This is a genomic window from Paeniglutamicibacter sp. GQ140, assembly GCF_059759235.1.
This window is the reverse complement of sequence record NZ_JCAXDW010000012.1, coordinates 25,022-45,178: the sequence shown is the minus strand read 5'-3', so window position 1 is coordinate 45,178 and position 20,157 is coordinate 25,022. Positions and strand designations below refer to the sequence as shown.

Below are 20,157 nucleotides of genomic sequence, written 5' to 3'. Positions count from 1 at the left end.
CCCCTCGAACGCGATGCGTTCGAGGGGCCCGACGGTGTTTGGGGGAGGGGGAAACCCTGCCCCCGTCTCGGCCGGCGCCCGTTGGGAAAGGGGTGGTGCCGGAGAGATGCGTTTCCTACCAGGCCGGGAGCACCGGCAGGGGTCCGCTGGCTTCAATGTAGCGTGCCTGGCCGCGCGCGAGCCACTCGATCAGGCCCTCGCGGTCCGACTTGACCTGCAGGGCGCCGTCGCCGATGACCCACTCGTCGCCTTCCTCGGTCACCAGGGTCATGCCCGGGGCGTCCTTGGCCCGCATGGTGCGCACCGCCGCCTCCACGGCGTTGAGCTGCGAGTCCGGGTCGGCCTCCTCGATGGTCCAGGCGGTGTCCAGGTCGTGGTGGTGCACGACGACCTCGGCGATGCGCAGGGCCACGATGGAGGTGGCGGGGATGACCTTGCCGTGCAGGTCCACTTCCTGGACCGCGAGCTCCCCGGCCAGGTGCTCGGCCTGCTCGGCGAAGTACTCCGCGGCGCTGCGGAATTTCCCGACCAGTTCCTCGCGCGGCAGGGCCGCCAGCGCGGCGATCTCCTCGTTGCGGGCCTCGGGCGAGGCATAGAGCTGCTGCTCTTCCCCGGTGGCGGCCCAGTCGATGAGCTTGACCAGCGAGCGGCCGTTGGAGGCCAGGTGGGCGATGACATCGGCCCGGCTCCACCCCTCGCACAGGGACGGCGCGGACATTTCGTCGGCGGACAGGGTGTCGATCGTGGCCAGCATCATGTTGGTTTCGCGGCCGAGTCGGGAAAGGTCCGAGTGCAGGCGGGCAGTGTTGATCATGCAGACACCCTACCAATGTGCGGGCCGGGGATGGGCCCGGAATCCAATACATATCGAACCGGTATTGACTCATATGCAGGCGCGTGGCGCGGTGCCGGACCCGCCGGGGCCCGGAGTCGCCATTCCCGGCTTTTTGCCGCCCGGGCGGTAGTTTGGTGGGATGATCCCGGACCGGCAGATGACGCAACGACTACGGCTCGATCCACCGGTGCCCGGGGACCTGGAGGAGGTCTACGCGATCTCCGGCGATCCGCGGACCTGGGCGCACATCCCCGGGGAACGGGTCACGGATCCGCGGCAGACCGAGGCCTCGCTGGAAACGTTTGGCGCCGGCTGGCGGGAGCACGGCCTCTCGCACTGGGTCGTGCGGCTGGGGGAGGCCGGCGCGTACCCGCCCCTGGAGCCCGGCCGGGTACTGGGCACCGGGGGAGTGCACCTGTTTGCGGCGGTCGCCGGCAAACACGTCTGGAACCTTGGCTACCGGCTGGACCCTGCCTGCTGGGGACACGGATTCGCCACCGAACTTGCCCGGTACGCGGTGGAACGCGCCCACGCCGCCAGGGAATCGGTGCCGGTGATCGCCCGGGTGCTTTCCACCAACCCCGCATCGGTCAAGGTGGCGCAGAAGGCCGGGCTCCAACTCCGTTGGGAAGGACCTCCGTCGCCGAAGACCGCTGCAGCAGTCGGTGACGGGTCGGTTTCCCGGCTCATCCTTGCGGACCGTGAGCTGGATGGCGACGTGCTGGCATGGCTGGTCTCCCGCGGCTAGGAAGCCGCAGGAACAAACCCGGCGCCTGCGGAACCGCGGCGCGTGGCTAGGGGCGGGCCGGCAGGCCCGCGCCGGTTGATGCGCGCTGCACCAATTTGGGGGTGAACACGAACTGCTCGCGCACCGCGTCGGGCCCGGCTTCGGCCTCGCGCAGCAGGACGTCAACAGCGGTCCGCCCGATTTCGACGGCCGGCTGGCGCACCGAGGTAATGGGCACCACCGCCGATTCCGCGAAGGCGATATCGTCGTAGCCGACCAGCGCGATGTCCTCCGGGACCCTGACCTTTCCGCTCATGACCAGTGCCTGTAGCACGCCCATGGCCAGGAGGTCGTTGGCGGCGAAGATGGCCTCGGGCCGGCGGGCGGCGGGCAGCGCAGCGATCCGTTCCCCGGCGGCGCGGCCCTCGAACACGCTCAGCGCTTTCGTGCCGAAGATTTCAAGGCTGGCACCCGGCACCGCTGCAACCACCGATTGGGCGCCCTCCAGGCGGTGGCGCACCTGTTCGATTTCCATCGGGCCGCCGACAAACCCGATGCGTCGCCGTGAGGCATCAATCAGGTGCTGGGCAGCAATGCGCCCGCCTTCGACGTCGTTGACCGAGACCGAGGAGAAGGACTGGTCGCCGCTGCCGCGGTCGACCAGCACCACGGGGGTCCCGGCCTCGCGAATCCGCCACAGCCTGCTCAGGTCCGTGCGCACCGGGGAAATGAGCAACCCCGCCACGCGTTGTTCCTCGAAAAGATCCAGCAGTCGCCCTTCATTGGACACCGAGTCGTCGCTGGCGCCCATCAGCACACTGTAGCCGTTGTCCAGGGCCCGCTGCTGCGCGCCATGGGTTACGTCCATGAAAAAGGGGTTGCGGGCATCGAGGACGACCAGGCCGAAGCTGCGGCTTCGGCCCGCGCGAAGTTGCCGGGCCGCATCGTTGCGCACGAAGCCCAGGCGTTCGATGACTTCGGTGACGCGGGTGACAGTGGAGGGCGAGACCATGGCCGGGCGATTGAGCACATTGGAGACGGTTCCCACGGAGACGCCGGCCTCGCGGGCCACGTCCCGGACACTGATTGCCAAAGTGGGCCCCTTCCGCCTGCCGTGTATGCGTCATTGCGAGTATATCGCCCGGGGCCGCCGCCCGGGCCCGGACGACACCTATTGAAAGGATTCAATTTATTTGGTTCCGGCGGCCCAAAGCACTTGAAATTCATTGTGATCTTGGTCTAGTATCGGGACGTTCCATTGAATTGAAACGATTCATAATCTGGTGCCGGAGCCCCGAATGTGACATCGGCACGCAAGCACACGAAGGGGGAAGCGGCATGACGAGGGTCTGTTTCCAGTTGCAGGTGAAGCCCGAGCGGCTCACCGAGTACATCGAACGCCACGCCGCGGTATGGCCCCAGATGCTCCAGGCCATCGAGCAGGCGGGCCGCCGCAACTACTCGCTCTTCGTGCGCGGCGACGGTTTCCTGGTCGGCTACTACGAGACCGACGACGACCAGGCGGCCCAGCGTGCGCTGGATGCCGACCCGCGCACCGCGGCCTGGGAAGCGCAGATGTCCGGGTTCTTTGTGTCCCTGGACGGGCGCCCCGACCAGGGCGCCGAACGACTGACCGAGGTTTTCCACCTCGAAGACCAGCTGGCGACGCTCAACTCCTGAGCGCACCGACACCCCCCACCCCACCAACGAAAAGGAGACCTCATGGGCACGACGTTGAGCCCCGAGATCCTCGCCACCCTTGAACGCCAGGCCATTGAAGTTCCCTCCTGGGCCTACGGAAACTCGGGAACCCGCTTCAAGGTCTACGGCACCGACGGCACCCCGCGCGATCCGTTTGAAAAGATCGCCGACGCGGCCGAGGTCAACCGGCTCACCGGCCTGGCCCCGTCCGTGGCACTGCACATCCCGTGGGACAGGGTGGATGACTACGGCGCCCTGCGCGTCTACGCGAACGACCTGGGCATCGAGCTGGGGACCATCAACTCAAACACCTTCCAGGACGACGTCTACAAGTTCGGTGCCCTGACCCACGAGGATCCGGCCGTCCGCCGCAAGGCCGTTGACCACCACCTCGAATGCGTCGACGTCATGGACGCCACCGGCTCGCGCGACCTGAAGATCTGGCTCGCCGAGGGCTCGAACTACCCCGGCCAGGCAGACATGCGCGGCCGTCAGGACCGCCTGGCCGAGTCCCTGCAGCAGATCTACGCCCGCCTGGGCGGCGACCAGCGGTTGATGCTCGAGTACAAGTTCTTCGAGCCGTCGTTCTACCACACCGACGTGCCCGACTGGGGAACCTCCTACGCCCAGGTCGCCGCACTCGGGGACCGAGCCAAGGTCTGCCTGGACACCGGCCACCACGCGCCGGGCACCAACATCGAATTCATCGTGATGCAGCTCCAGCGCCTGGGCAAGCTCGGCTCCTTCGACTTCAACTCGCGCTTCTACGCGGACGACGACTTGATCGTGGGTGCCGCCGACCCGTTCCAGCTCTTCCGGATCATGTTCGAGGTCATCCGCGGCGGGGGCCTTGACGCCGACACCGAGATCGCGTTCATGCTCGACCAGTGCCACAACGTCGAAAACAAGATCCAAGGCCAGATCCGCTCGGTGCTCAACGTGCAGGAAATGACGGCCCGCGCCCTGCTGGTGGACCTCGACGCCCTGGCCGCCGCGCAGCGTTCAGGCGACGTACTGGCCGCCAACGCGGTGTTCATGGACGCGTTCTACACCGACGTGCGCGCCGAGCTCGCGCAGTGGCGCGAATCCCGCGGACTGCCGGCGGATCCGGAGGCCGCATTCCGCGCCTCGGACTACCAATCGCGAATCGAGGCCGCCCGCGTCGGCGGCGTCCAGGCCGGATGGGGTGCCTGAGATGGGCACCGGCACATTGGCCCCACGCAAGGCCCCGCGCTCCATCAGCGGCTGGAAGGCCACCGCGGCCGTTGCCATGTCCAACTACATGGAGGCCGGGGCGATCATCGCGCTGGCCACCAGCCTCACGCTCTGGCAGGGCGCCTTCGGCTTTGACGACGCACTAGTCGGCGTCATCGCCGCGGTGTCCGCCAACGCCTTCGGCTCGGCACTGGGGGCGGCGATCGGCGGCCCGCTCTGCGACCGCCTGGGCCGCAAGTTCATCTACACCTACGACCTGCTGGTCTTCATGCTCGGCGCCCTGATGCTCACCTTCGCCACCGGCGTCGTGCCGCTGATGATCGGCGTGGTCCTCATGGGCATCGCCGTCGGCGCCGGGGTGCCCGCATCCTGGACCTACATTGCCGAGGAGGCACCGAGCGAACACCGCGCGGCCCACGTGGGCGCCGCGCAGCTGGCCTGGTCGATCGGCCCGGCCATCGGATTCGCGCTGGCCATCCTGGTCGGACCGCTGGGGGTCACCGGAAGCCGGCTGATCTTCTTCCACCTGTTCATCATCGCCGGCATCACCTGGTGGGTACGCCGCGGGCTGCCCGAATCCAGGTCCTGGAAGAACCAGCGCAAGGAAGACGTGCGCCTGGGCGTGAAGGTCTCCTTCTTCTCCGGCATCCGCGGGCTGCTGGGCAACCGCAAGAACTTCGGCGCCCTGGCGTTCCTGCTCGGCGTCTACGGACTGTGGAACACCGTCGCAGGCCAGTCCGGCATCTTCCAGCCGCGCGTCTACGCCGCCGCGGGCGTGGAAAGCGCCACCCACCAAAACCTGCTGCAGGTCCTGGTCTGGACCCTCACGGCCCTGGCCACCTACTTCGGCTTCATGCGCTACGGGGACCGGGTCAGCCGCCGCTGGCTGTACTTCGCCGGCGCGCTGCTGGGCGTCGCCGCCTGGGCCGTGCTGATCTTCGCGCCTCCCGGCGCCTTCTCGCTCTTCTTCTTCGCCATCGGCTGGGGCATCTCGGCGGGCCTGGGGGCGCAGGCGTTCTACGGCCTGTGGGCCGCGGAGCTCTTCGCCACCCAGTACCGCGCCAGCGCCCAGGGCGTGCTGTTCATGCTCGCCCGCGTCATGGTCGGCTTGCTGTCCCTGGTCTTCCCGGTGCTGCTGAACACCATCGGCCTGGAGAAGGTCGGGCTCATCATCCTCGGCCTGCTGCTGCTCGCCCTGCTCATCGGCACCATCTGGGCACCGGAAACCCGGGGCAAGTCCCTGGAAGAGATCGAAGCCGAGCGCTACGGCACCGAGCGTGCCCGGGCCAACGCCTAAACATTCACCAAGCTGGAGAAAACAATGACATCGACGACTGCACAAGAGCTGATCACCCGCTCCAACCGACTGGGCGCGGACAAGAAGAACACCAACTACGCCGGGGGCAACACGTCGGCCAAGGGCACCGACTGCGACCCGGTCACCGGCGAGGCCATCGAGCTGCTCTGGGTCAAGGGCTCCGGCGGGGACCTGGGAACGCTGAGGGAATCCGGGCTCTCCACGCTGCGCCTGGACCGCATGCGCGCCCTGGCCGGCGTCTATCCCGGGCTGGAGCGCGAGGACGAGATGGTCGCTGCCTTCGACTACTGCCTGCACGGCAAGGGCGGGGCGGCCCCGTCGATCGACACCGCCATGCACGGGCTGGTTGACGCGGCACACGTGGACCACCTGCACCCGGATTCGGGCATCGCCATCGCCACCGCCGCGGACGGAGAGGCGCTGACCGACAAGATCTTCGGTTCCAAAGTCGTGTGGGTGCCCTGGCGCCGCCCCGGCTTCCAGCTGGGCCTGGACATCGCGAAGATCAAGGAGGCCAACCCGGAGGCCATCGGCTGCATCCTGGGCGGCCACGGCATCACCGCCTGGGCCGAGACCAGCGAAGAATGCGAGGCGAACTCGCTGTGGATCATCGACACCGCCGCCGCCTACATCGAGGCCAACGGCGCCCCCGAGCCCTTCGGCACCGTGGTGCCGGGCTTCGAGGCCTTGGGCGAGTCCGAGCGCCGGGCCCGCGCGGCCGCCCTGGCCCCCACGATCCGCGGGCTGGCCGGCGCCGACAAGCCCATGGTCGGGCACTTCAGCGACGATGCGCGCGTGCTCGACTTCCTGTCCCGCGAAAAGCTCACCGCCCTGGCGGCCCTGGGCACCTCCTGCCCGGACCACTTCCTGCGCACCAAGATCAAGCCGATGGTCCTTGACCTGCCGGCCACCGCCACGCTCGAAGCACAGCTCGAGCGCCTGCGCGAACTGCACACCGAATACCGGGCCGACTACCGGGCCTACTACGAGGCGCATGCCGATGCCTCCAGCCCTGCGATGCGCGGGGCCGACCCGCTGATCGTGCTGGTGCCCGGGGTGGGCATGTTCTCCTACGGGGCGAACAAGCAGACCGCCCGGGTGGCCGGGGAGTTCTACCTCAACGCCATCAACGTGATGCGCGGGGCCGAGGCGCTGTCCACCTACACCCCGATTTCCGATGCGGAGAAGTTCCGCATCGAGTACTGGGCGCTGGAGGAAGCCAAGCTGGCCCGCCTGCCCAGGCCCAAGACCCACCAGGGGCGGATCGCCTTCGTCACCGGCGCGGCCTCGGGCATCGGCAAGGCCATCGCCACCCGGCTGGCCGCCGAGGGCGCCTGCGTGGTGGTCGCCGACCTGGACCTGGCCAAGGCCCAGGCGGCGGCGGCCGAGCTGGGCAATGAAGATGTGGCCATCGGCGTGGCAGCAAACGTCGCCGACGCCGCGGGCGTGCAGGCGGCCATCGACGCGACGGTGCTGGCCTTCGGCGGCATCGACCTGGTGGTCAACAACGCCGGGCTCTCGCTGTCCAAGCCGCTGCTGGAAACCACCGAGGCCGACTGGGATCTGCAGCACGACGTGATGGCCAAGGGTTCCTTCCTGGTCTCCAAGGCCGCCGCGAAGGCACTGGTGGAACAGGGCATGGGCGGGGACGTCATCTACATCTCCTCCAAGAACTCCGTCTTCGCCGGCCCGAACAACATCGCCTACTCCGCCACCAAGGCCGACCAGGCGCACCAGGTGCGCCTGCTGGCCGTGGAACTCGGCGAGCACGGGGTGCGCGTGAACGGGATCAACCCCGACGGGGTGGTCCGCGGGTCCGGGATCTTTGCCTCCGGCTGGGGCGCGAACCGCGCGGCCACCTACGGGGTCGAGGAGCAGGACCTGGGGCAGTTCTACGCCAACCGCACCATCCTCAAGCGCGAGGTCGTCCCGGAGAACGTGGCCGACGCCGTGTACGTGCTCACCGGACCGGAGCTCACCCGCACCACCGGCCTGCACATCCCGGTTGACTCCGGCGTCGCGGCGGCATTCCTGCGATGAGTCGGCACGCACCACGCCCCTCCGGTTCCCTTGCGCCGGTGGCCGCCATCGACCTGGGGGCGACCAGCGGCCGGGTGATGCTCGGGGAGCTGGTTGGCGGGAAGGTGGTGCTCACCCAGGTGCACCGCTTCGCCAACGGGGCGCACCCGCTCTCGGACTTCGAGGACGCGGCGGCGCCCGGCGCCCTGGCCTGGGACCTGGACGGGTTGTGGGCCGAAGTCCGCCGCGGCCTGGCCCTGGCCTTCGCCCAACGCCCCGACATCGCCTCCATCGGCGTTGATTCCTGGGCCGTTGACTATGCGCTGCTGCGCGACGGCGAGCGTCTGGGGCAGGTGCGGCACTACCGCGACCCGCGCAACGAGCGGGCGGTGGCGCAGCTGGAACAATCGTTTTCGCGCGCCGCGCTGTTTGAGCGCAACGGACTGCAGTTCCTGCCGTTCAACACCGTCTACCAGCTCGAGGCCGAGCGCGGCGAAGGCCGCCTGGCCGCGGCCGACACGCTGCTGTTGGTGCCCGACTACCTGAACTGGCTGCTGACCGGGGCGGTGCGTGCCGAGCGCACCAATGCCTCGACCACCGGGCTGCTCCACATTTCCACCGGCACCTGGGATGCCGAACTGGCCGGGCACCTGGGCGTGGCCGGGCTCCTGCCGGACCTGGTGGAACCAGGGGACACGGTCGGGATGCTGCGCCCCGAGTTGGCACACGAGCTTGGCGCCACCGGGGAAGTGTCGGTCACGGCCGTTGCCTCGCACGACACCGCCAGCGCCGTGGCGGCCGCACCCCTGGGTTCGCCGCGCTCGGCCTACGTCTCCTGCGGCACCTGGGGCCTGGTGGGCGTGGAACTGCCGCGCCCGGCCCTCACCGAGGAGGCCAGGCAGGCCGGCTTCACCAACGAGCTTGGCCTGGACGGGACGGTCCGCCTTCTCAAGAACGTGACGGGCACCTGGCTGCTGAGCGAGTCGATCAGGTACTGGAACGAATCCGCCGCCGCCGGCACCACCGGAGGGGTCACCCTTGAGTCCCTGTTGCCGGCCGTCGAGGCCCTGGAGGCCCCGGCCGTCTTGATCGACCCTGCCCAGGAGCGCTTCATGGCGCCGGGGAACCTGCCCGAACGGATCGTTGCCGCCGTCCTTGAGGCCGGTGGCGACTTGCCGGAATCGCGCGAGCAGATCCTGCGCATCATCCTGGAGAGCCTTGCGGCCAGCTTCGCCACCGAGGCCTTCGCGGCGGCCGGGCAGGGCGGTTTCGTACCCGATGCCATCCACATGCTGGGCGGCGGATCCCAGAGTGGACTCTTGTGCCAGCTCACGGCCGACCGGGCGGGCGTCCCGGTCTTCGCGGGACCTGTCGAATGCACCGCGTTGGGCAACGTGCTGGTGCAATTGCGTACGCGCTCGGGCGAGCCATGGACGATGGGCCGGATGCGCGCGCTGGTGCGGGACTCGGTTGAACTGCGCCGCTACGCGCCGAGCGCAGTGAAGAGCCCGGTTTAGTCCGGACCCCTGAATCCGGGCCAGGTGAAAAGGTGGTTGCGGGCACCGCCCGGGCGGGCGGGCCCGGCAACCACCCCGGGATCAGGCGTTGTCGCGCACGCGCCTGGCGAAGTTCAGCACATGTTCCCGCAGCACGTCGATGCGCCGATTGACCTCCGCCTCGCGATCGAAACCGAGGTAGGGCAGCGATTTCATCATGCGGACGTTGGCGGGGCACTGGAACTCGGCGCACACCAGGATGCCGATGGTGTCGCCGTCGCGGCCGGCCTGGCCACCCTTCCTGGCGTTGAAAAACACCACGTCGTTGGGCAGGTCAACGTCCTCGCACCACGAGCACTGCGGCCGGTTGCGGATCTTGCCCTCGGTCTTGCGGAACATGATGCCCACGGGCGCATCGTCAAGGACGGTGACGACATAACCGACCAAGGGCAGCTTCGGATCCCGCCACCCCAGGAACTCGAGGGTGTCCCAACCCAGGGAGTCGAAGTTCTCCGGGAGCGTGATGGCCTTGCGCTCGCGCAGCGAGGCATTGATGAAGGATGAACGGATCTGTTTTTCGGAAAGTGAATGCATGGAAGTTCTGGGCCTGACTGTCGTGCCGCCTCGTCGCCGCGGCGAAGGGAGGGGGCATGCTTCGGGTGGGGCAAAAGATCCGCGCGCGGTCGGGCGACGAGTCGCCGAGAACCCGGCAGCGGATGTGGGCGCGCCAAATGGGCGCGAAGAATCACCGAAAGTGGACAGCCTTATCTCGAGCCGGCGGAAAAGACGCCGGCTACCTCCGAACGCCCGCGGGGCGGTTGGGTCGAGATCAAAATGGACATGCGAAAAAGTATACGCCCACGCTGCCCGCGCTCTGTCGGACGCGACTGGGCGCACCGCAGCCTCCGCAGCGGGGAAGTGGAACATCGGTTCACGATGCTGTAGACCGGTCATATGTTTATCCGGCAACTCGAGTACATGGTCGCCCTCGCTCGAGAGCGACACTTCGTGCGCGCCGCGCAATCCTGTTCGGTGTCCCAGCCGGCACTGTCGGAGGGAATCCGGAAACTGGAAAAGGAGCTTGATGTTCCGCTGATCCGCCGTGGCAACAAGTTCGAGGGCCTGACCGCCGAGGGCAGGAACTTGTCCTCTGGGCCCGGAAAATCCTTGCAGACCGGGACGCGATGAACGACGAGATCGGTGCGATGCGCACCGGCGTCCGCGGCCAGCTTCGCTTCGGATCCATTCCCACCGCCTCGATCGCGGTGTCGCTGCTCAACGCGCCATTTTGCGATTCGCACCCCTTGGCGCGCGTCCAAGTGGTTTCCAACCTGACATCCGACGACGTTGTGGCGCGGTTGAGGTCCTACGAAATCGATGCCGGAATCACCTACATCCAGGACCCTGTGCCCGACGAATTCCGGGTGTTCCCGCTGTACCGGGAACGATACGTCCTGCTGACCGCGACGGATGCGGGCTCGCCGCCGGCCGTCTCTGCCACGTGGACGCAAGCTGCGGCACTCCCGCTTTGCCTGCTGGCCCCCAGCATGCAGGGACGGCGGCGCCTCGACGACATCTTCGCCGAGGTGGGAATCAGCCCGGAGCCACGGCTGGAAACCGACTCGGTGGCCTCGCTCTTTGCCCATGTGACGACGGGTTCATGGGCAACCGTCGTGCCCGCGGCTTGGCTGCATGCCTTCGGGGTACCTGCCAATTTGCACGCCGTCCCGTTGGTGGGCCCGGAGCGATGCGTTCCGGTCGGCTTGCTCACCCTCGCCCGGGATCCGACACCGATACTCGTGCGTGCCCTGGCATCCGTGGTCGAATCGACGGATCTCACATTCCTGGAACACCTGCCGGACGAACATAAGCGATAGGCACTGCTTATCTAACCATCACGGTTGCCTCTTTGACGCCGATTGCTTAGGGGCGCAAAGTGGTTCCCCGGGGCACGGTGCCCTTGCGTGGGAGGCGAAATGGCAAAGATGACGGGGGTCCGGGTAATGGGGCCACAAGGTGGCGCTGCTCCCCGACGTGCAACCGTTCGACGTTCCTTGCTGGCCCTGGGCCCGGCCCAGGGCGACCGGATGTCCGCATGGCGCGTCGGGCTGAGCGTCGCCGTCCCCTCGCTGGGACTGTTGGCCCTTGGCAGGCCGGGCCTGATCATTTATGCCGTCTTCGGCGCCTTCATCGGCATGTATGGCAGGAACGAACCGCACCAAATGAGGCTCGTCCACCAAGCTCAGGCGGCTGTGCTGCTCGTGGGAGGAACCCTGATCGGCATTGGATTGTCCGCCCTGGGTGTGAGGCCTTGGACGCTCGTCCTGACCGAGGCCTTCATCGCGGGTGTGGGCTCGCTCTTCGCCGACAGGTACAGGCTCAAGCCCGCGGGCCCATTCTTTTGCCTCTTTGCCCTCGGCGCCTGTGCCTCTGTTCCGCTGGCGGTGCCGTGGTGGGGCGCCGCAATCGCCTGCGTTGGCTCGGCCGGCTTCGCCGCAATGGTCGGGTTTGCCGGCTGGTTCGGCGCCCAGACCTGGGCGTCGGGGGCCGGCCGGCCGGTGGTGCCCACCGTTTCGGCCGCTGTCCTCGTCCACGCACTGCGCTATGTCCTGGCCGTCGGCACCGCCGGTGCCGCAGGAATCCTCATGGGTATCGGGCACCCCTACTGGGCCATGGCCGCGGGAGCTGTTCCGCTGGCCGCAGAGACTCTTGGGGCGCGCGTCCAACGCGGCATCCACCGGGTGTTCGGAACTCTTGCCGGAGTGGGGCTGACGGCCCTGGTTCTCCTACCCCGGCCATCCGTCATGGTGCTGGGGCTGCTGGTGGTTGCGCTGCAGTTCCCGAGCGAGTTGTTTATGGCGCGCCACTACGGGTTCGCCCTGGTCTTCTTTACGCCGCTGGTCCTGGTCATGACCTATCTGGCGGCACCAACTGATCCCGGCATCCTCATGGCCGACCGGGCCGTGGAGACGGCCATTGGGGCCGCCGCCGGCGTGCTGGTTGCCGTGTTCATCCGCGAACCGGGGACGTCGCGGAACCCCTTGCGCTGAGCCCGGGCGTGGGGGCACGAATCGGCCGTGGTCACCACTTTTTCTCGAACTCGGAGGATGGTCAGGGATTCATCCGGGTCGGTTTCGGGGTGATCCCCGCCGAGCGCATTCCCGAGGGCATGCAGAGGCTTGCCGCCCTGCTACCCGGGCAAAAGACTGCCTCCCTCGACTAGGCGAGGGAGGCAGCCAGGCGGTTTCGGCGCGGTGCCGGGGCGTGGTGCTAGCGGGCGTTGACGGCGGCCTTGGTGATCGGCCAGCCGGTGACGACCTTGGGTCGCGGGGTGGCGTAGGTGCGCACCTTGGAGGTGCTCAGCCCCAGCCGGACCAAAGATTCGGCGATGGTCACCGCGGCGCGCACGCCGTCCACGATCGGCACGCCGGTCGCCTCGGCGACCTTGGCCTCGAGCTCCGCCATGCCGCCGCAGCCGAGCACTATGACCTCGGCCTTGTCGTTCTCCACCGCCTGGCGCGACTGCTCCACGATGGCGGCCACGGCGCGTTCGGGATCGGATTCGAGCTCGAGCACGCCCAGCCCGCTGGCGCGGACCGAGGCGCAGCGGTCGGTGAGGCCCGCCAACTTCAGCCGGTCCTCGATCAGCGGAACCGTCCTGTCCAGCGTGGTGACCACGGAGTACTTGTGCCCTAGGAACTGGGCGGTGGAGGCCGCGGCCTCGGTGATGTCCACGACCGGGACATCAAGCAGTTCCTGCAGGCCCTCGCGGCCGTGTTCTCCGTAGCCGGCCTGGATGACCGCGTCGTAGGGCTCGGTGTAGTTCACGACCTTATCCATCACGGCGATGGCGGCGAGGTAGCTCTCGAAGTTTCCCTCGCAGGAATCGGCGCCGAAGTCAGGGGTCAGTTCGACGATCTCGGTGCCCGGGGACGCCGCCGAGCGGGCGGAGTCGCCGATGGACCGGGTCATGGACGCGGTGGTGTTGACGTTGAGGACCAGAATGCGCATGGGGTAACTCCTGTGTGGCGGTGGATCTGAAGCGGGCGGTGGGCCCTAGTGGGTGGGAGCGACGGCGATGGTCTCGCCGTCGACGTCCTGGTGGACCTGGCCGCGCTTGGCGATGGCCAGGTAGACGAGGGCGCCGAGGCCGGAGCCGATGAACCAGGCGAAGGCCGAGACGTGGCCCAGTGCAGGGGAGAAGGCCAGGATCAGTGCCGCAACGGCGGAGATGCCCAGGGCGATGATGGCGCGGAAGTTCACGCCGCGGGTGAAGAAGTACGTGCCCTCCGGGTTGGTGCGGTACAGGTCCGGGATGTTGATCCGGGCACGGCGCAGGATCCAGTAGTCGGCCATGATGATGCCGAACAGGGGGCCGAGCAGGGCGCCCAGGCCGCCGAGGAAGTAGGTGATGACGGCGGGGGAGTTGTAGAGGTTCCACGGCAGGATCAACAGGCCGATGACGCCGGAGATGATGCCGGCACGGCGGAAGTTCAGCACCTTGGGGAAGAGGTTCGTCAGCGCATAGATCGGGGCGACGAAGTTGGCCATCAGGTTCACCGCAATGGTCAGGATCAGCAGGGCCGCCGATGCTGCCAGCAGCAGGAAGGTGTTGGGGATGGCGGCAACGACGTCTGAGGGGCTGTCGATGATGGTTCCGTCGATCTTGAACTGCGCACCGGTCATGACCACGACGATCACGCCGAAGAGCAGCATGTTCAGCGGGATGCCCCAGAAGTTGCCGCGAACGATCGAGCCCTTGGAACGGGCGCTGCGGGTGAAGTCGCAGAAGTTCAGCACGAAGGTGGCGTAGATGGAGACCCACAGGGCACCGCCGCCGAGGATCCCGAGCCACATGTCGACGCCGGTCTTGGCGTCGCCGGTTGACCATGCGATGGAGCCGCCGGCCTGGATGAACATCCAGATGGCGAGCGCGCCCATGGTGACGAGGATGACCGGGCCGGCGAAGGCCTCGTACTTGCGGATCATTTCCATGCCGTAGCTGACGATGACCAGCTGCAGTGCCCACAGGGCGACGAAGCAGATCCAGCCCAGGGTGGAAAGGCCCAGGAAGCTGTTGGAGTTAAGGCTCGCGGCGGACGGGGCGACGGCCAGGATCATCACCACGAGCACCACGGATGCAAGGTAGGTCTGGATGCCGAACCAGGCGATCGCCACGGCACCGCGCAGGAGGGCCGGGATCTGTGCTCCGCGGATGCCGAAGGCAATGCGGCTCATGACCGGGAACGGGACGCCGGTCTTTTCGCCCATGAAGCCGGAAAAATTCAACAGCCCAAAGAGCAGGACTGCGCCGAAGCCCAGGGCCAGCAGGATCTGCCAGCCGCCCAGGCCGAGTGCAAAGAGCCCAATCGCAAATGCGTAGTTCCCCAGGGAATGGACGTCGTTGGCCCACAGCGTGAAGATGCTGTAGCTGGACCAGGTCCTTCCCGCCTTGGTGGTTGGTGCCAGGTCGCTGTTGTATAGCGACGCGCTGAGCCCATGGGGATTCAGTTCGTGCTGGACCACGGGCGGGACGCTGGATTCTGACGTCGCTGTGCGCACATCTGGATGGGTCATGAGAACTCGTACCTTTCACCACAGGGGGTGTGACGGAGATTACTTCGTGGATCGATGATGGCACGATTCCATGTAAAAGAAAAGGATTTTCATCAGGTGGAATTCCTGGAGAAATCATTCGGCCTGGATTTGACTGGTCACGGCCGATTTGCACCGACTCCGGTCGCCCGGGGCGTGATGGCGGGCAGGTGGGTGCGGGTGACTCGGGCCCTTGACAGTGACTCAGCCCACTCGCTAGAGTTCTCATCAAGCAATAAACATATTTCACAATATGGAAGTTGGAACCATGAAGGAGTCGAAGATGGCCTACACCGTCAACTGTTCAATCCTGCTCACCGAGCTCCCCCTGCTGGAGCGCGCCGCCGCGGCCAAGGCGGCGGGCTTCGACAGCGTTGAATTCTGGTGGCCGTTTGCCACGGCCGTACCCGCCGACTCCGAGGTCGACGCCTTCGTGGCCTCGATCAAGGACGCAGGCGTCACCCTCGAGGGCCTGAACTTCTTCGCCGGCGACATGCCGGCCGGGGACCGCGGACTGGTTTCCTGGGTCGGACGCGAATCCGAGTTCCTCGACAACATCGACGTCGTGGCAGGCATTGGCGAGGCCACCGGCTGCAAGGGCTTCAACGCCCTGTATGGAAACCGGCAGCCCGGGATCGACGGCCAGGCGCACGACAAGCTGGCCGTTTCCAACCTGGTCGCCGCGGCCAACGGGGTGGCACGCATCGGCGGCACCGTGCTGCTCGAACCGATCTCGGGCTCCGAGGCCTACCCGCTGAAGACCTCCGCCGACGCGTTCTTCGTCCTCGAGAAGGTCCACGCCGCGGGGGCAGCCAACGTCAAGCTATTGGCCGATTTCTACCACCTGGCCGTCAACGGCGACGACGTCGCCGCGCTGATCGAGGGCCACGCCCACGAATTCGGCCACATCCAGATCGCCGACGATCCGGGACGCGGGGCACCGGGCACCGGAACGCTGCCGCTGGGCGAATGGATCACCCGGTCCCGCGACCTCGGCTACGCCGGCGGCGTCGCCCTGGAGTACAAGGCCGCCCACGCCGAGGCCTTCAACTGGCTCATCCGCCAGCCCGCCTAACCGGCACCCCAAGCACTTTCGGGCACACGCTGCCCAAGCCACCAGCACGCACAAGTTTTCAGGAGCACGGCATGTCGAACACGCACAAGATCGCATTCATCGGCCTGGGCATCATGGGCCTTCCCATGGCCATCAACCTGGCCAAGGCAGGCTTCGAGGTCACCGGCTACAACCGCAGCCCGGAAAAGACCGCCGAACTCGTGGCCGCCGGTGGCAAGGGCTCCGGGTCCATCCCCGAGGCAGTGGCCCACGCCGACGTCATCATCACCATGGTCCCGGACTCCGCCGACGTCGAAGCCGTCGTCACCGGCGAGGCCGGGGTCTTCGCGCACGCCAAGTCCGGCGCCCTGTGGATCGACAACTCCTCCATCCGTCCCGACGTGGCGGCACGCCTCTCCGACGAGGCCCGCGCCGCGGGCCTCCGCCCGCTCGACGCACCGGTCTCCGGCGGCGAGGCCGGCGCCATCGGCGGCGTGCTCTCCATCATGGTCGGCGGCGAGGAAGCAGACTTCGCCGACGCCGAGGCGGTCTTCAATGCCGTGGGCAAGACCATCGTGCTGGTGGGCCCCTCGGGCTCCGGCCAGACCGTTAAGGCTGCAAACCAGCTGATCGTCGCGGCGAACATCCAGGCGCTTTCCGAGGCCGTGGTGTTCCTTGAGGCCTACGGCGTGGACACCGATGCCGCGCTGACGGTCCTGGGTGGCGGGCTCGCCGGATCCAAGGTCCTGGACCAGAAGGGCCAGAAGATCCTTGACCGGTCCTTCGAGCCCGGCTTCCGCCTGGCCCTGCACCACAAGGACATGGGCATCGTGACCTCCGCTGCCCGCGAGGCAGGCGTCGTGCTTCCGCTCGGCGCCCTTGTCGCCCAGCTCGTGGCCTCCACCGTGGCCAGCGGCGACGGCGCACTTGACCACTCCGGGCTCTTCCGCGGCGTACAACGCCTCAGCGGATCCGCCGACGTGCCGGCCGAACCCGTGGCCGCCAGCTAGCAAGCAGGGCAGTCGGTGCGGTGCAGGCCCGGAAGCCTGCACCTTTCCATCCGCCCCAGGGATCCTTCGCGGCAAGCAACCGCTGTGCGCCATCGGTCCACCTAAACCCACACCCTCCCCCCGCCAGGCAAGCGCCGGCGCCGGGGATTGACACAAGGAGCTCTACACCATGGCAAAGTTGCGCGTCGTTGATGCAATTGTCCTGATTCTGGAAAAGGAAGGCGCCATCGAGGCCTTCGGGCTGCCCGGTGCGGCCATCAACCCCCTGTACTCGGCCATGCAGCGCCGCGGCACCATCCGCCACACGCTGGCCCGCCACGTCGAGGGCGCCAGCCACATGGCCGACGGCTACTCCCGTGCCACCGGCAAGATCGGGTTGTGCCTGGGCACCTCGGGCCCCGCCGGCACCGACATGATCACCGGCCTCTACGCCGCGATCGCCGACTCCATCCCGATGCTCTGCATCACCGGACAGGCGCCGACCGACAAGCTGCACAAGGAAGACTTCCAGGCCGTGGACATCGAGTCCATCGCCAAGCCGGTCACGAAGTTCGCCGCCACCATCCTGGAGCCGGGCCTGGTCCCGGGCTACTTCGCCAAGGCCTTCCAGATCATGCGCTCGGCACGCCCGGGCCCGGTCCTGCTGGACCTGCCGATCAACGTGCAGATGGCCGAGATCGAATTCGACATCGACGCCTACGAGCCGCTGGTCCCGGACAAGCCGGCAGCCACCCGCGGCCAGGCCGAGAAGGTCCTGGACCTGCTGGTCGCCTCCAAGCACCCGATGATCATTGCCGGCGGCGGCGTCATCAACGCCAACGCCTCGGAGAAGCTCGTCGAGCTGGCCGAACTGCTGAACATCCCGGTCTCCCCGACCCTGATGGGCTGGGGCACCATTCCCGATGACCACCGCCTGCAGTCGGGCATGGTCGGCATCCAGACCCACACCCGCTACGGCAACGTCTCCTTCCTGGCCTCCGACTTCGTGCTGGGCCTGGGCAACCGCTGGGCCAACCGCCACACCGGCGGCCTGGACACCTACCGCAAGGGCCGCAAGTTCGTGCACATCGACATCGAGGGCACCCAGATCGGCCGGGTCTTCTCCCCGGATCTGGGCATCATCTCCGATGCAGGGGCGGCGATCGACCAGCTGCTGGCCGCGGCCCGCGACCGCAAGGCCGCAGGCACCCTGCCGGACTACTCGGCGTGGGCCGATCAGTGCACCGCCCGCAAGGGCACGCTGCACCGCAAGACCAACTTCGAGAACATGCCGATCAAGCCGCAGCGCGTCTACCAGGAAATGAACGAGGCCTTCGGCCGCGACACCACCTACGTCTCCACCATCGGCCTGTCGCAGATCGCCGGGGCACAGATGCTGCACGTCTACGGCCCGCGCCAGTGGATCAACGCCGGCCAGGCCGGCCCGCTGGGCTGGACCGGTCCCGCGGCCCTGGGCGTGGTGCGCGGCAAGCCGAACTCCACCGTCGTTGCGCTCTCGGGCGACTACGACTTCCAGTTCATGATCGAGGAACTGGCCGTCGGCGCGCAGTTCAAGCTGCCCTACATCCACGTCGTGGTCAACAACTCCTACCTGGGCCTGATCCGCCAGTCCCAGCGTCCCTTTGAGATGGATTACCACGTCTCGCTGGGCTTCGACAACATCAACTCCCCGGAAACCAACGGCTACGGCGTTGACCACGTCAAGGTCGCCGAGGGCCTGGGCTGCAAGGCGGTGCGCGTGGAGGACCCGTCCAAGCTGGCCGAGGGCTTCGCCGAGGCCGGACGCCTGGCCGCGGAGTTCCAGGTGCCCGTCGTGGTCGAGGTCATCCTGGAGCGTGTGACAAACATCGCCATGGGTGCTGAACTGGATGCAGTCAACGAGTTCGAGGACCTGGCCACCGCGGCGGCCGACGCCCCCACGGCGCTGGCCCCGCTGGAAGCATCGCACGGCGTCCACGCGGGCGCATCGGTCTAGGCAAGAACCACACGAGAGGAGGCGGCACACCATGTTGGTAGTAGTGGCACCGGACAAGTTCAAGGGATCGCTCACCGGCGCGCAGGTTGCCGCCGCCATCGAGGCGGGGGTGCGCGCGGCAATGCCCGAGGCGCGCACGCTCGCGGTGCCCGTCGCCGACGGCGGCGAGGGAACCCTCGCCGCCGCCGCCCAATGCGGCTTCGAGCTGCACCATGCGACGGTCGCCGGGCCCACCGGGGAGCCGGTGCGCGCGGCCTTCGGGATCCGGGGCGAGGTGGCCGTCGTGGAGATGGCCGAGGCCTCCGGCCTGGACCGGCTGCCCGGCGGGAAGGATGCGCTCGGGGCCACGAGCCGCGGCACCGGCGAACTGATCGCCGCGGCCCTGGACGCCGGGGCAACCCAGGTCATCCTCGGCGTGGGCGGAAGCGCCTGCACCGACGGCGGGGCCGGCATGCTCCAGGGACTCGGTGCCAGGCTGCTGGACGAGCAGGGCAACGAGCTGCCACTGGGCGGCGGGGCCCTTGGCGCCCTGGAGCGCGTCGAGCTCGGTGCCCTGGATCCGCGGATCGCCACGACCTCCTTCACCCTCGCCGCCGACGTGGAGAACCCGCTGACCGGACCCAACGGGGCCGCCCGCGTCTTCGCCCCGCAAAAGGGCGCAAGCCCGGAGCAGGTGCCGGACCTCGATGCGGCACTGGGCCGTTGGGCGCAGGTGCTGGGCCGCGGGCTCGGCGCCGATCGGATCAACGCGCTTGCCGCATCCGCCGGTGCCGGGGCCGCCGGCGGCGTGGGCTTCGCCGCGATGGCCGTGCTGGGAGCCACCCGGCGCCGCGGCATCGACGTGGTGCTGGAGCTGACCGGCCTGGAAGAGGCGCTGTCCGGGGCCGTCGCGGTGTTCACCGGCGAGGGCAGCCTCGACACCCAGTCGCTGGAGGGCAAGACGCCGGTGGGCGTGGCCCAGCTGGCCGCCGCCCACGGCATCCCCGTCTACGCAATTTGTGGACGCAACCAACTTTCCGCCGAGCAGGCAACCGACGCGGGCTTCACCGCGGTCAGGTCGCTGCTCGAGCTGGAACCAGATGTTGCCCGTTGCATGAGTGAGGGTGGACCACTTGTGCAACGGGCGGCGACCCTCTTGGCCGAAGAATTCCTGGCCACCCACGCGGCCACCGCGTAACCCCGCTTACCACCGCATTTTCCAACGCACGAGAT

General features: G+C 67.9%; 18 protein-coding genes. 13 read left to right on the top strand and 5 right to left on the bottom strand.

The genetic code is table 11. The features are described from left to right. Positions 1–115: 115 nt before the first annotated feature. Positions 116–814: a maleylpyruvate isomerase family mycothiol-dependent enzyme gene (locus tag AC6CHY_RS15645; RefSeq protein ID WP_498227299.1), complete on the bottom strand. Its 699-nt coding sequence runs from the start codon at positions 812–814 to the stop codon at positions 116–118. Between the two features lie 178 nt (positions 815–992). On the opposite strand from AC6CHY_RS15645, the gene AC6CHY_RS15640 reads away from it, so the two are divergent. Continuing rightward, complete coding sequence (locus tag AC6CHY_RS15640) at positions 993–1,583, top strand: GNAT family N-acetyltransferase (protein ID WP_217390765.1); 591 nt, start codon at positions 993–995, stop codon at positions 1,581–1,583. A 46-nt stretch (positions 1,584–1,629) separates the two neighbouring features. On the opposite strand, the gene AC6CHY_RS15635 is transcribed toward AC6CHY_RS15640, so the two are convergent. Then, positions 1,630–2,655 (bottom strand): LacI family DNA-binding transcriptional regulator, encoded by a 1,026-nt coding sequence (locus tag AC6CHY_RS15635; RefSeq protein ID WP_217390766.1) that lies wholly within the window; start codon positions 2,653–2,655, stop codon positions 1,630–1,632. A 245-nt stretch (positions 2,656–2,900) separates the two neighbouring features. Between AC6CHY_RS15635 and AC6CHY_RS15630 the strand changes: the two genes are divergently transcribed. Genes AC6CHY_RS15630 through AC6CHY_RS15610 form a run of 5 tightly spaced genes read left to right on the top strand, consistent with a single transcriptional unit; the run spans position 2,901 to position 9,332 of the window. Then, positions 2,901–3,242: an L-rhamnose mutarotase gene (locus tag AC6CHY_RS15630; RefSeq protein WP_217390767.1), complete on the top strand. Its 342-nt coding sequence runs from the start codon at positions 2,901–2,903 to the stop codon at positions 3,240–3,242. Positions 3,243–3,284: 42 nt separating this feature from the next. After that, positions 3,285–4,457, top strand: a complete 1,173-nt coding sequence (gene rhaI, locus AC6CHY_RS15625; RefSeq protein WP_217390768.1) for an L-rhamnose isomerase — start codon at positions 3,285–3,287, stop codon at positions 4,455–4,457. A gap of 1 nt (position 4,458) precedes the next feature. Continuing rightward, positions 4,459–5,775, top strand: coding sequence for an MFS transporter (locus AC6CHY_RS15620; protein WP_217390769.1), 1,317 nt, complete (start codon positions 4,459–4,461; stop codon positions 5,773–5,775). 24 nt (positions 5,776–5,799) lie between these two features. Then, positions 5,800–7,836, top strand: a complete 2,037-nt coding sequence (locus AC6CHY_RS15615; RefSeq protein ID WP_498227298.1) for a bifunctional aldolase/short-chain dehydrogenase — start codon at positions 5,800–5,802, stop codon at positions 7,834–7,836. Next, a complete protein-coding gene (locus tag AC6CHY_RS15610; protein ID WP_498227297.1) occupies positions 7,833–9,332 on the top strand; it encodes a rhamnulokinase in 1,500 nt (499 codons plus the stop codon). The genes AC6CHY_RS15615 and AC6CHY_RS15610 overlap by 4 nt, the downstream gene beginning before the upstream one ends. Positions 9,333–9,413: 81 nt before the next feature. Here the strand turns inward: AC6CHY_RS15610 and AC6CHY_RS15605 are convergent, their stop codons facing one another. Beyond that, on the bottom strand, positions 9,414–9,905 hold the full coding sequence (locus AC6CHY_RS15605) for an FBP domain-containing protein (protein ID WP_498227296.1): 492 nt from the start codon (positions 9,903–9,905) through the stop codon (positions 9,414–9,416). A 360-nt stretch (positions 9,906–10,265) separates the two neighbouring features. Between AC6CHY_RS15605 and AC6CHY_RS15600 the strand changes: the two genes are divergently transcribed. The 3 genes from AC6CHY_RS15600 (at position 10,266) to AC6CHY_RS15590 (ending at position 12,361) form a co-directional block, all read left to right on the top strand. After that, complete coding sequence (locus tag AC6CHY_RS15600; RefSeq protein WP_498227295.1) at positions 10,266–10,499, top strand: LysR family transcriptional regulator; 234 nt, start codon at positions 10,266–10,268, stop codon at positions 10,497–10,499. After that, positions 10,496–11,188, top strand: coding sequence for a LysR family transcriptional regulator substrate-binding protein (locus tag AC6CHY_RS15595; RefSeq protein WP_498227294.1), 693 nt, complete (start codon positions 10,496–10,498; stop codon positions 11,186–11,188). The genes AC6CHY_RS15600 and AC6CHY_RS15595 overlap by 4 nt, the downstream gene beginning before the upstream one ends. Positions 11,189–11,287: 99 nt before the next feature. After that, on the top strand, positions 11,288–12,361 hold the full coding sequence (locus AC6CHY_RS15590) for an FUSC family protein (RefSeq protein ID WP_254456389.1): 1,074 nt from the start codon (positions 11,288–11,290) through the stop codon (positions 12,359–12,361). A 220-nt stretch (positions 12,362–12,581) separates the two neighbouring features. On the opposite strand, the gene AC6CHY_RS15585 is transcribed toward AC6CHY_RS15590, so the two are convergent. Next, complete coding sequence (locus AC6CHY_RS15585) at positions 12,582–13,322, bottom strand: aspartate/glutamate racemase family protein (RefSeq protein ID WP_217390774.1); 741 nt, start codon at positions 13,320–13,322, stop codon at positions 12,582–12,584. A gap of 45 nt (positions 13,323–13,367) precedes the next feature. Then, positions 13,368–14,888, bottom strand: a complete 1,521-nt coding sequence (locus AC6CHY_RS15580) for an NCS1 family nucleobase:cation symporter-1 (RefSeq protein WP_217390775.1) — start codon at positions 14,886–14,888, stop codon at positions 13,368–13,370. Positions 14,889–15,189: 301 nt separating this feature from the next. On the opposite strand from AC6CHY_RS15580, the gene AC6CHY_RS15575 reads away from it, so the two are divergent. From AC6CHY_RS15575 to AC6CHY_RS15560, 4 genes are all read left to right on the top strand, one after another. Beyond that, complete coding sequence (locus AC6CHY_RS15575; protein WP_217390796.1) at positions 15,190–15,981, top strand: hydroxypyruvate isomerase family protein; 792 nt, start codon at positions 15,190–15,192, stop codon at positions 15,979–15,981. 71 nt (positions 15,982–16,052) lie between these two features. Further along, positions 16,053–16,970 carry a 2-hydroxy-3-oxopropionate reductase gene (locus AC6CHY_RS15570; protein ID WP_217390776.1) on the top strand — a complete coding sequence of 306 codons (918 nt, stop codon included), beginning with the start codon at positions 16,053–16,055 and terminating at the stop codon, positions 16,968–16,970. 169 nt (positions 16,971–17,139) lie between these two features. Then, the gene (gene gcl / locus AC6CHY_RS15565) at positions 17,140–18,945 is read left to right on the top strand and encodes a glyoxylate carboligase (protein ID WP_498227293.1); all 1,806 of its coding nucleotides are present in this window, start codon (positions 17,140–17,142) and stop codon (positions 18,943–18,945) included. 31 nt (positions 18,946–18,976) lie between these two features. Further along, entirely contained in the window at positions 18,977–20,122 is a 1,146-nt protein-coding gene (locus AC6CHY_RS15560) for a glycerate kinase (RefSeq protein ID WP_217390778.1), read from the top strand. Positions 20,123–20,157 lie beyond the last annotated feature (35 nt).

Excerpts from the sequence above, each read along its gene's own strand:
- AC6CHY_RS15645 (WP_498227299.1), bottom strand. The coding sequence starts at position 814 with ATGATCAACACTGCCCGCCTGCACTCGGACCTTTCCCGACTCGGCCGC.
- AC6CHY_RS15640 (WP_217390765.1), top strand. The coding sequence starts at position 993 with ATGACGCAACGACTACGGCTCGATCCACCGGTGCCCGGGGACCTGGAG.
- AC6CHY_RS15630 (WP_217390767.1), top strand. The coding sequence starts at position 2,901 with ATGACGAGGGTCTGTTTCCAGTTGCAGGTGAAGCCCGAGCGGCTCACC.
- rhaI (WP_217390768.1), top strand. The coding sequence starts at position 3,285 with ATGGGCACGACGTTGAGCCCCGAGATCCTCGCCACCCTTGAACGCCAG.
- AC6CHY_RS15620 (WP_217390769.1), top strand. The coding sequence starts at position 4,459 with ATGGGCACCGGCACATTGGCCCCACGCAAGGCCCCGCGCTCCATCAGC.
- AC6CHY_RS15615 (WP_498227298.1), top strand. The coding sequence starts at position 5,800 with ATGACATCGACGACTGCACAAGAGCTGATCACCCGCTCCAACCGACTG.
- AC6CHY_RS15610 (WP_498227297.1), top strand. The coding sequence starts at position 7,833 with ATGAGTCGGCACGCACCACGCCCCTCCGGTTCCCTTGCGCCGGTGGCC.
- AC6CHY_RS15605 (WP_498227296.1), bottom strand. The coding sequence starts at position 9,905 with ATGCATTCACTTTCCGAAAAACAGATCCGTTCATCCTTCATCAATGCC.
- AC6CHY_RS15600 (WP_498227295.1), top strand. The coding sequence starts at position 10,266 with ATGTTTATCCGGCAACTCGAGTACATGGTCGCCCTCGCTCGAGAGCGA.
- AC6CHY_RS15595 (WP_498227294.1), top strand. The coding sequence starts at position 10,496 with ATGAACGACGAGATCGGTGCGATGCGCACCGGCGTCCGCGGCCAGCTT.
- AC6CHY_RS15590 (WP_254456389.1), top strand. The coding sequence starts at position 11,288 with ATGGCAAAGATGACGGGGGTCCGGGTAATGGGGCCACAAGGTGGCGCT.
- AC6CHY_RS15585 (WP_217390774.1), bottom strand. The coding sequence starts at position 13,322 with ATGCGCATTCTGGTCCTCAACGTCAACACCACCGCGTCCATGACCCGG.
- AC6CHY_RS15580 (WP_217390775.1), bottom strand. The coding sequence starts at position 14,888 with ATGACCCATCCAGATGTGCGCACAGCGACGTCAGAATCCAGCGTCCCG.
- AC6CHY_RS15575 (WP_217390796.1), top strand. The coding sequence starts at position 15,190 with ATGGCCTACACCGTCAACTGTTCAATCCTGCTCACCGAGCTCCCCCTG.
- AC6CHY_RS15570 (WP_217390776.1), top strand. The coding sequence starts at position 16,053 with ATGTCGAACACGCACAAGATCGCATTCATCGGCCTGGGCATCATGGGC.
- gcl (WP_498227293.1), top strand. The coding sequence starts at position 17,140 with ATGGCAAAGTTGCGCGTCGTTGATGCAATTGTCCTGATTCTGGAAAAG.
- AC6CHY_RS15560 (WP_217390778.1), top strand. The coding sequence starts at position 18,977 with ATGTTGGTAGTAGTGGCACCGGACAAGTTCAAGGGATCGCTCACCGGC.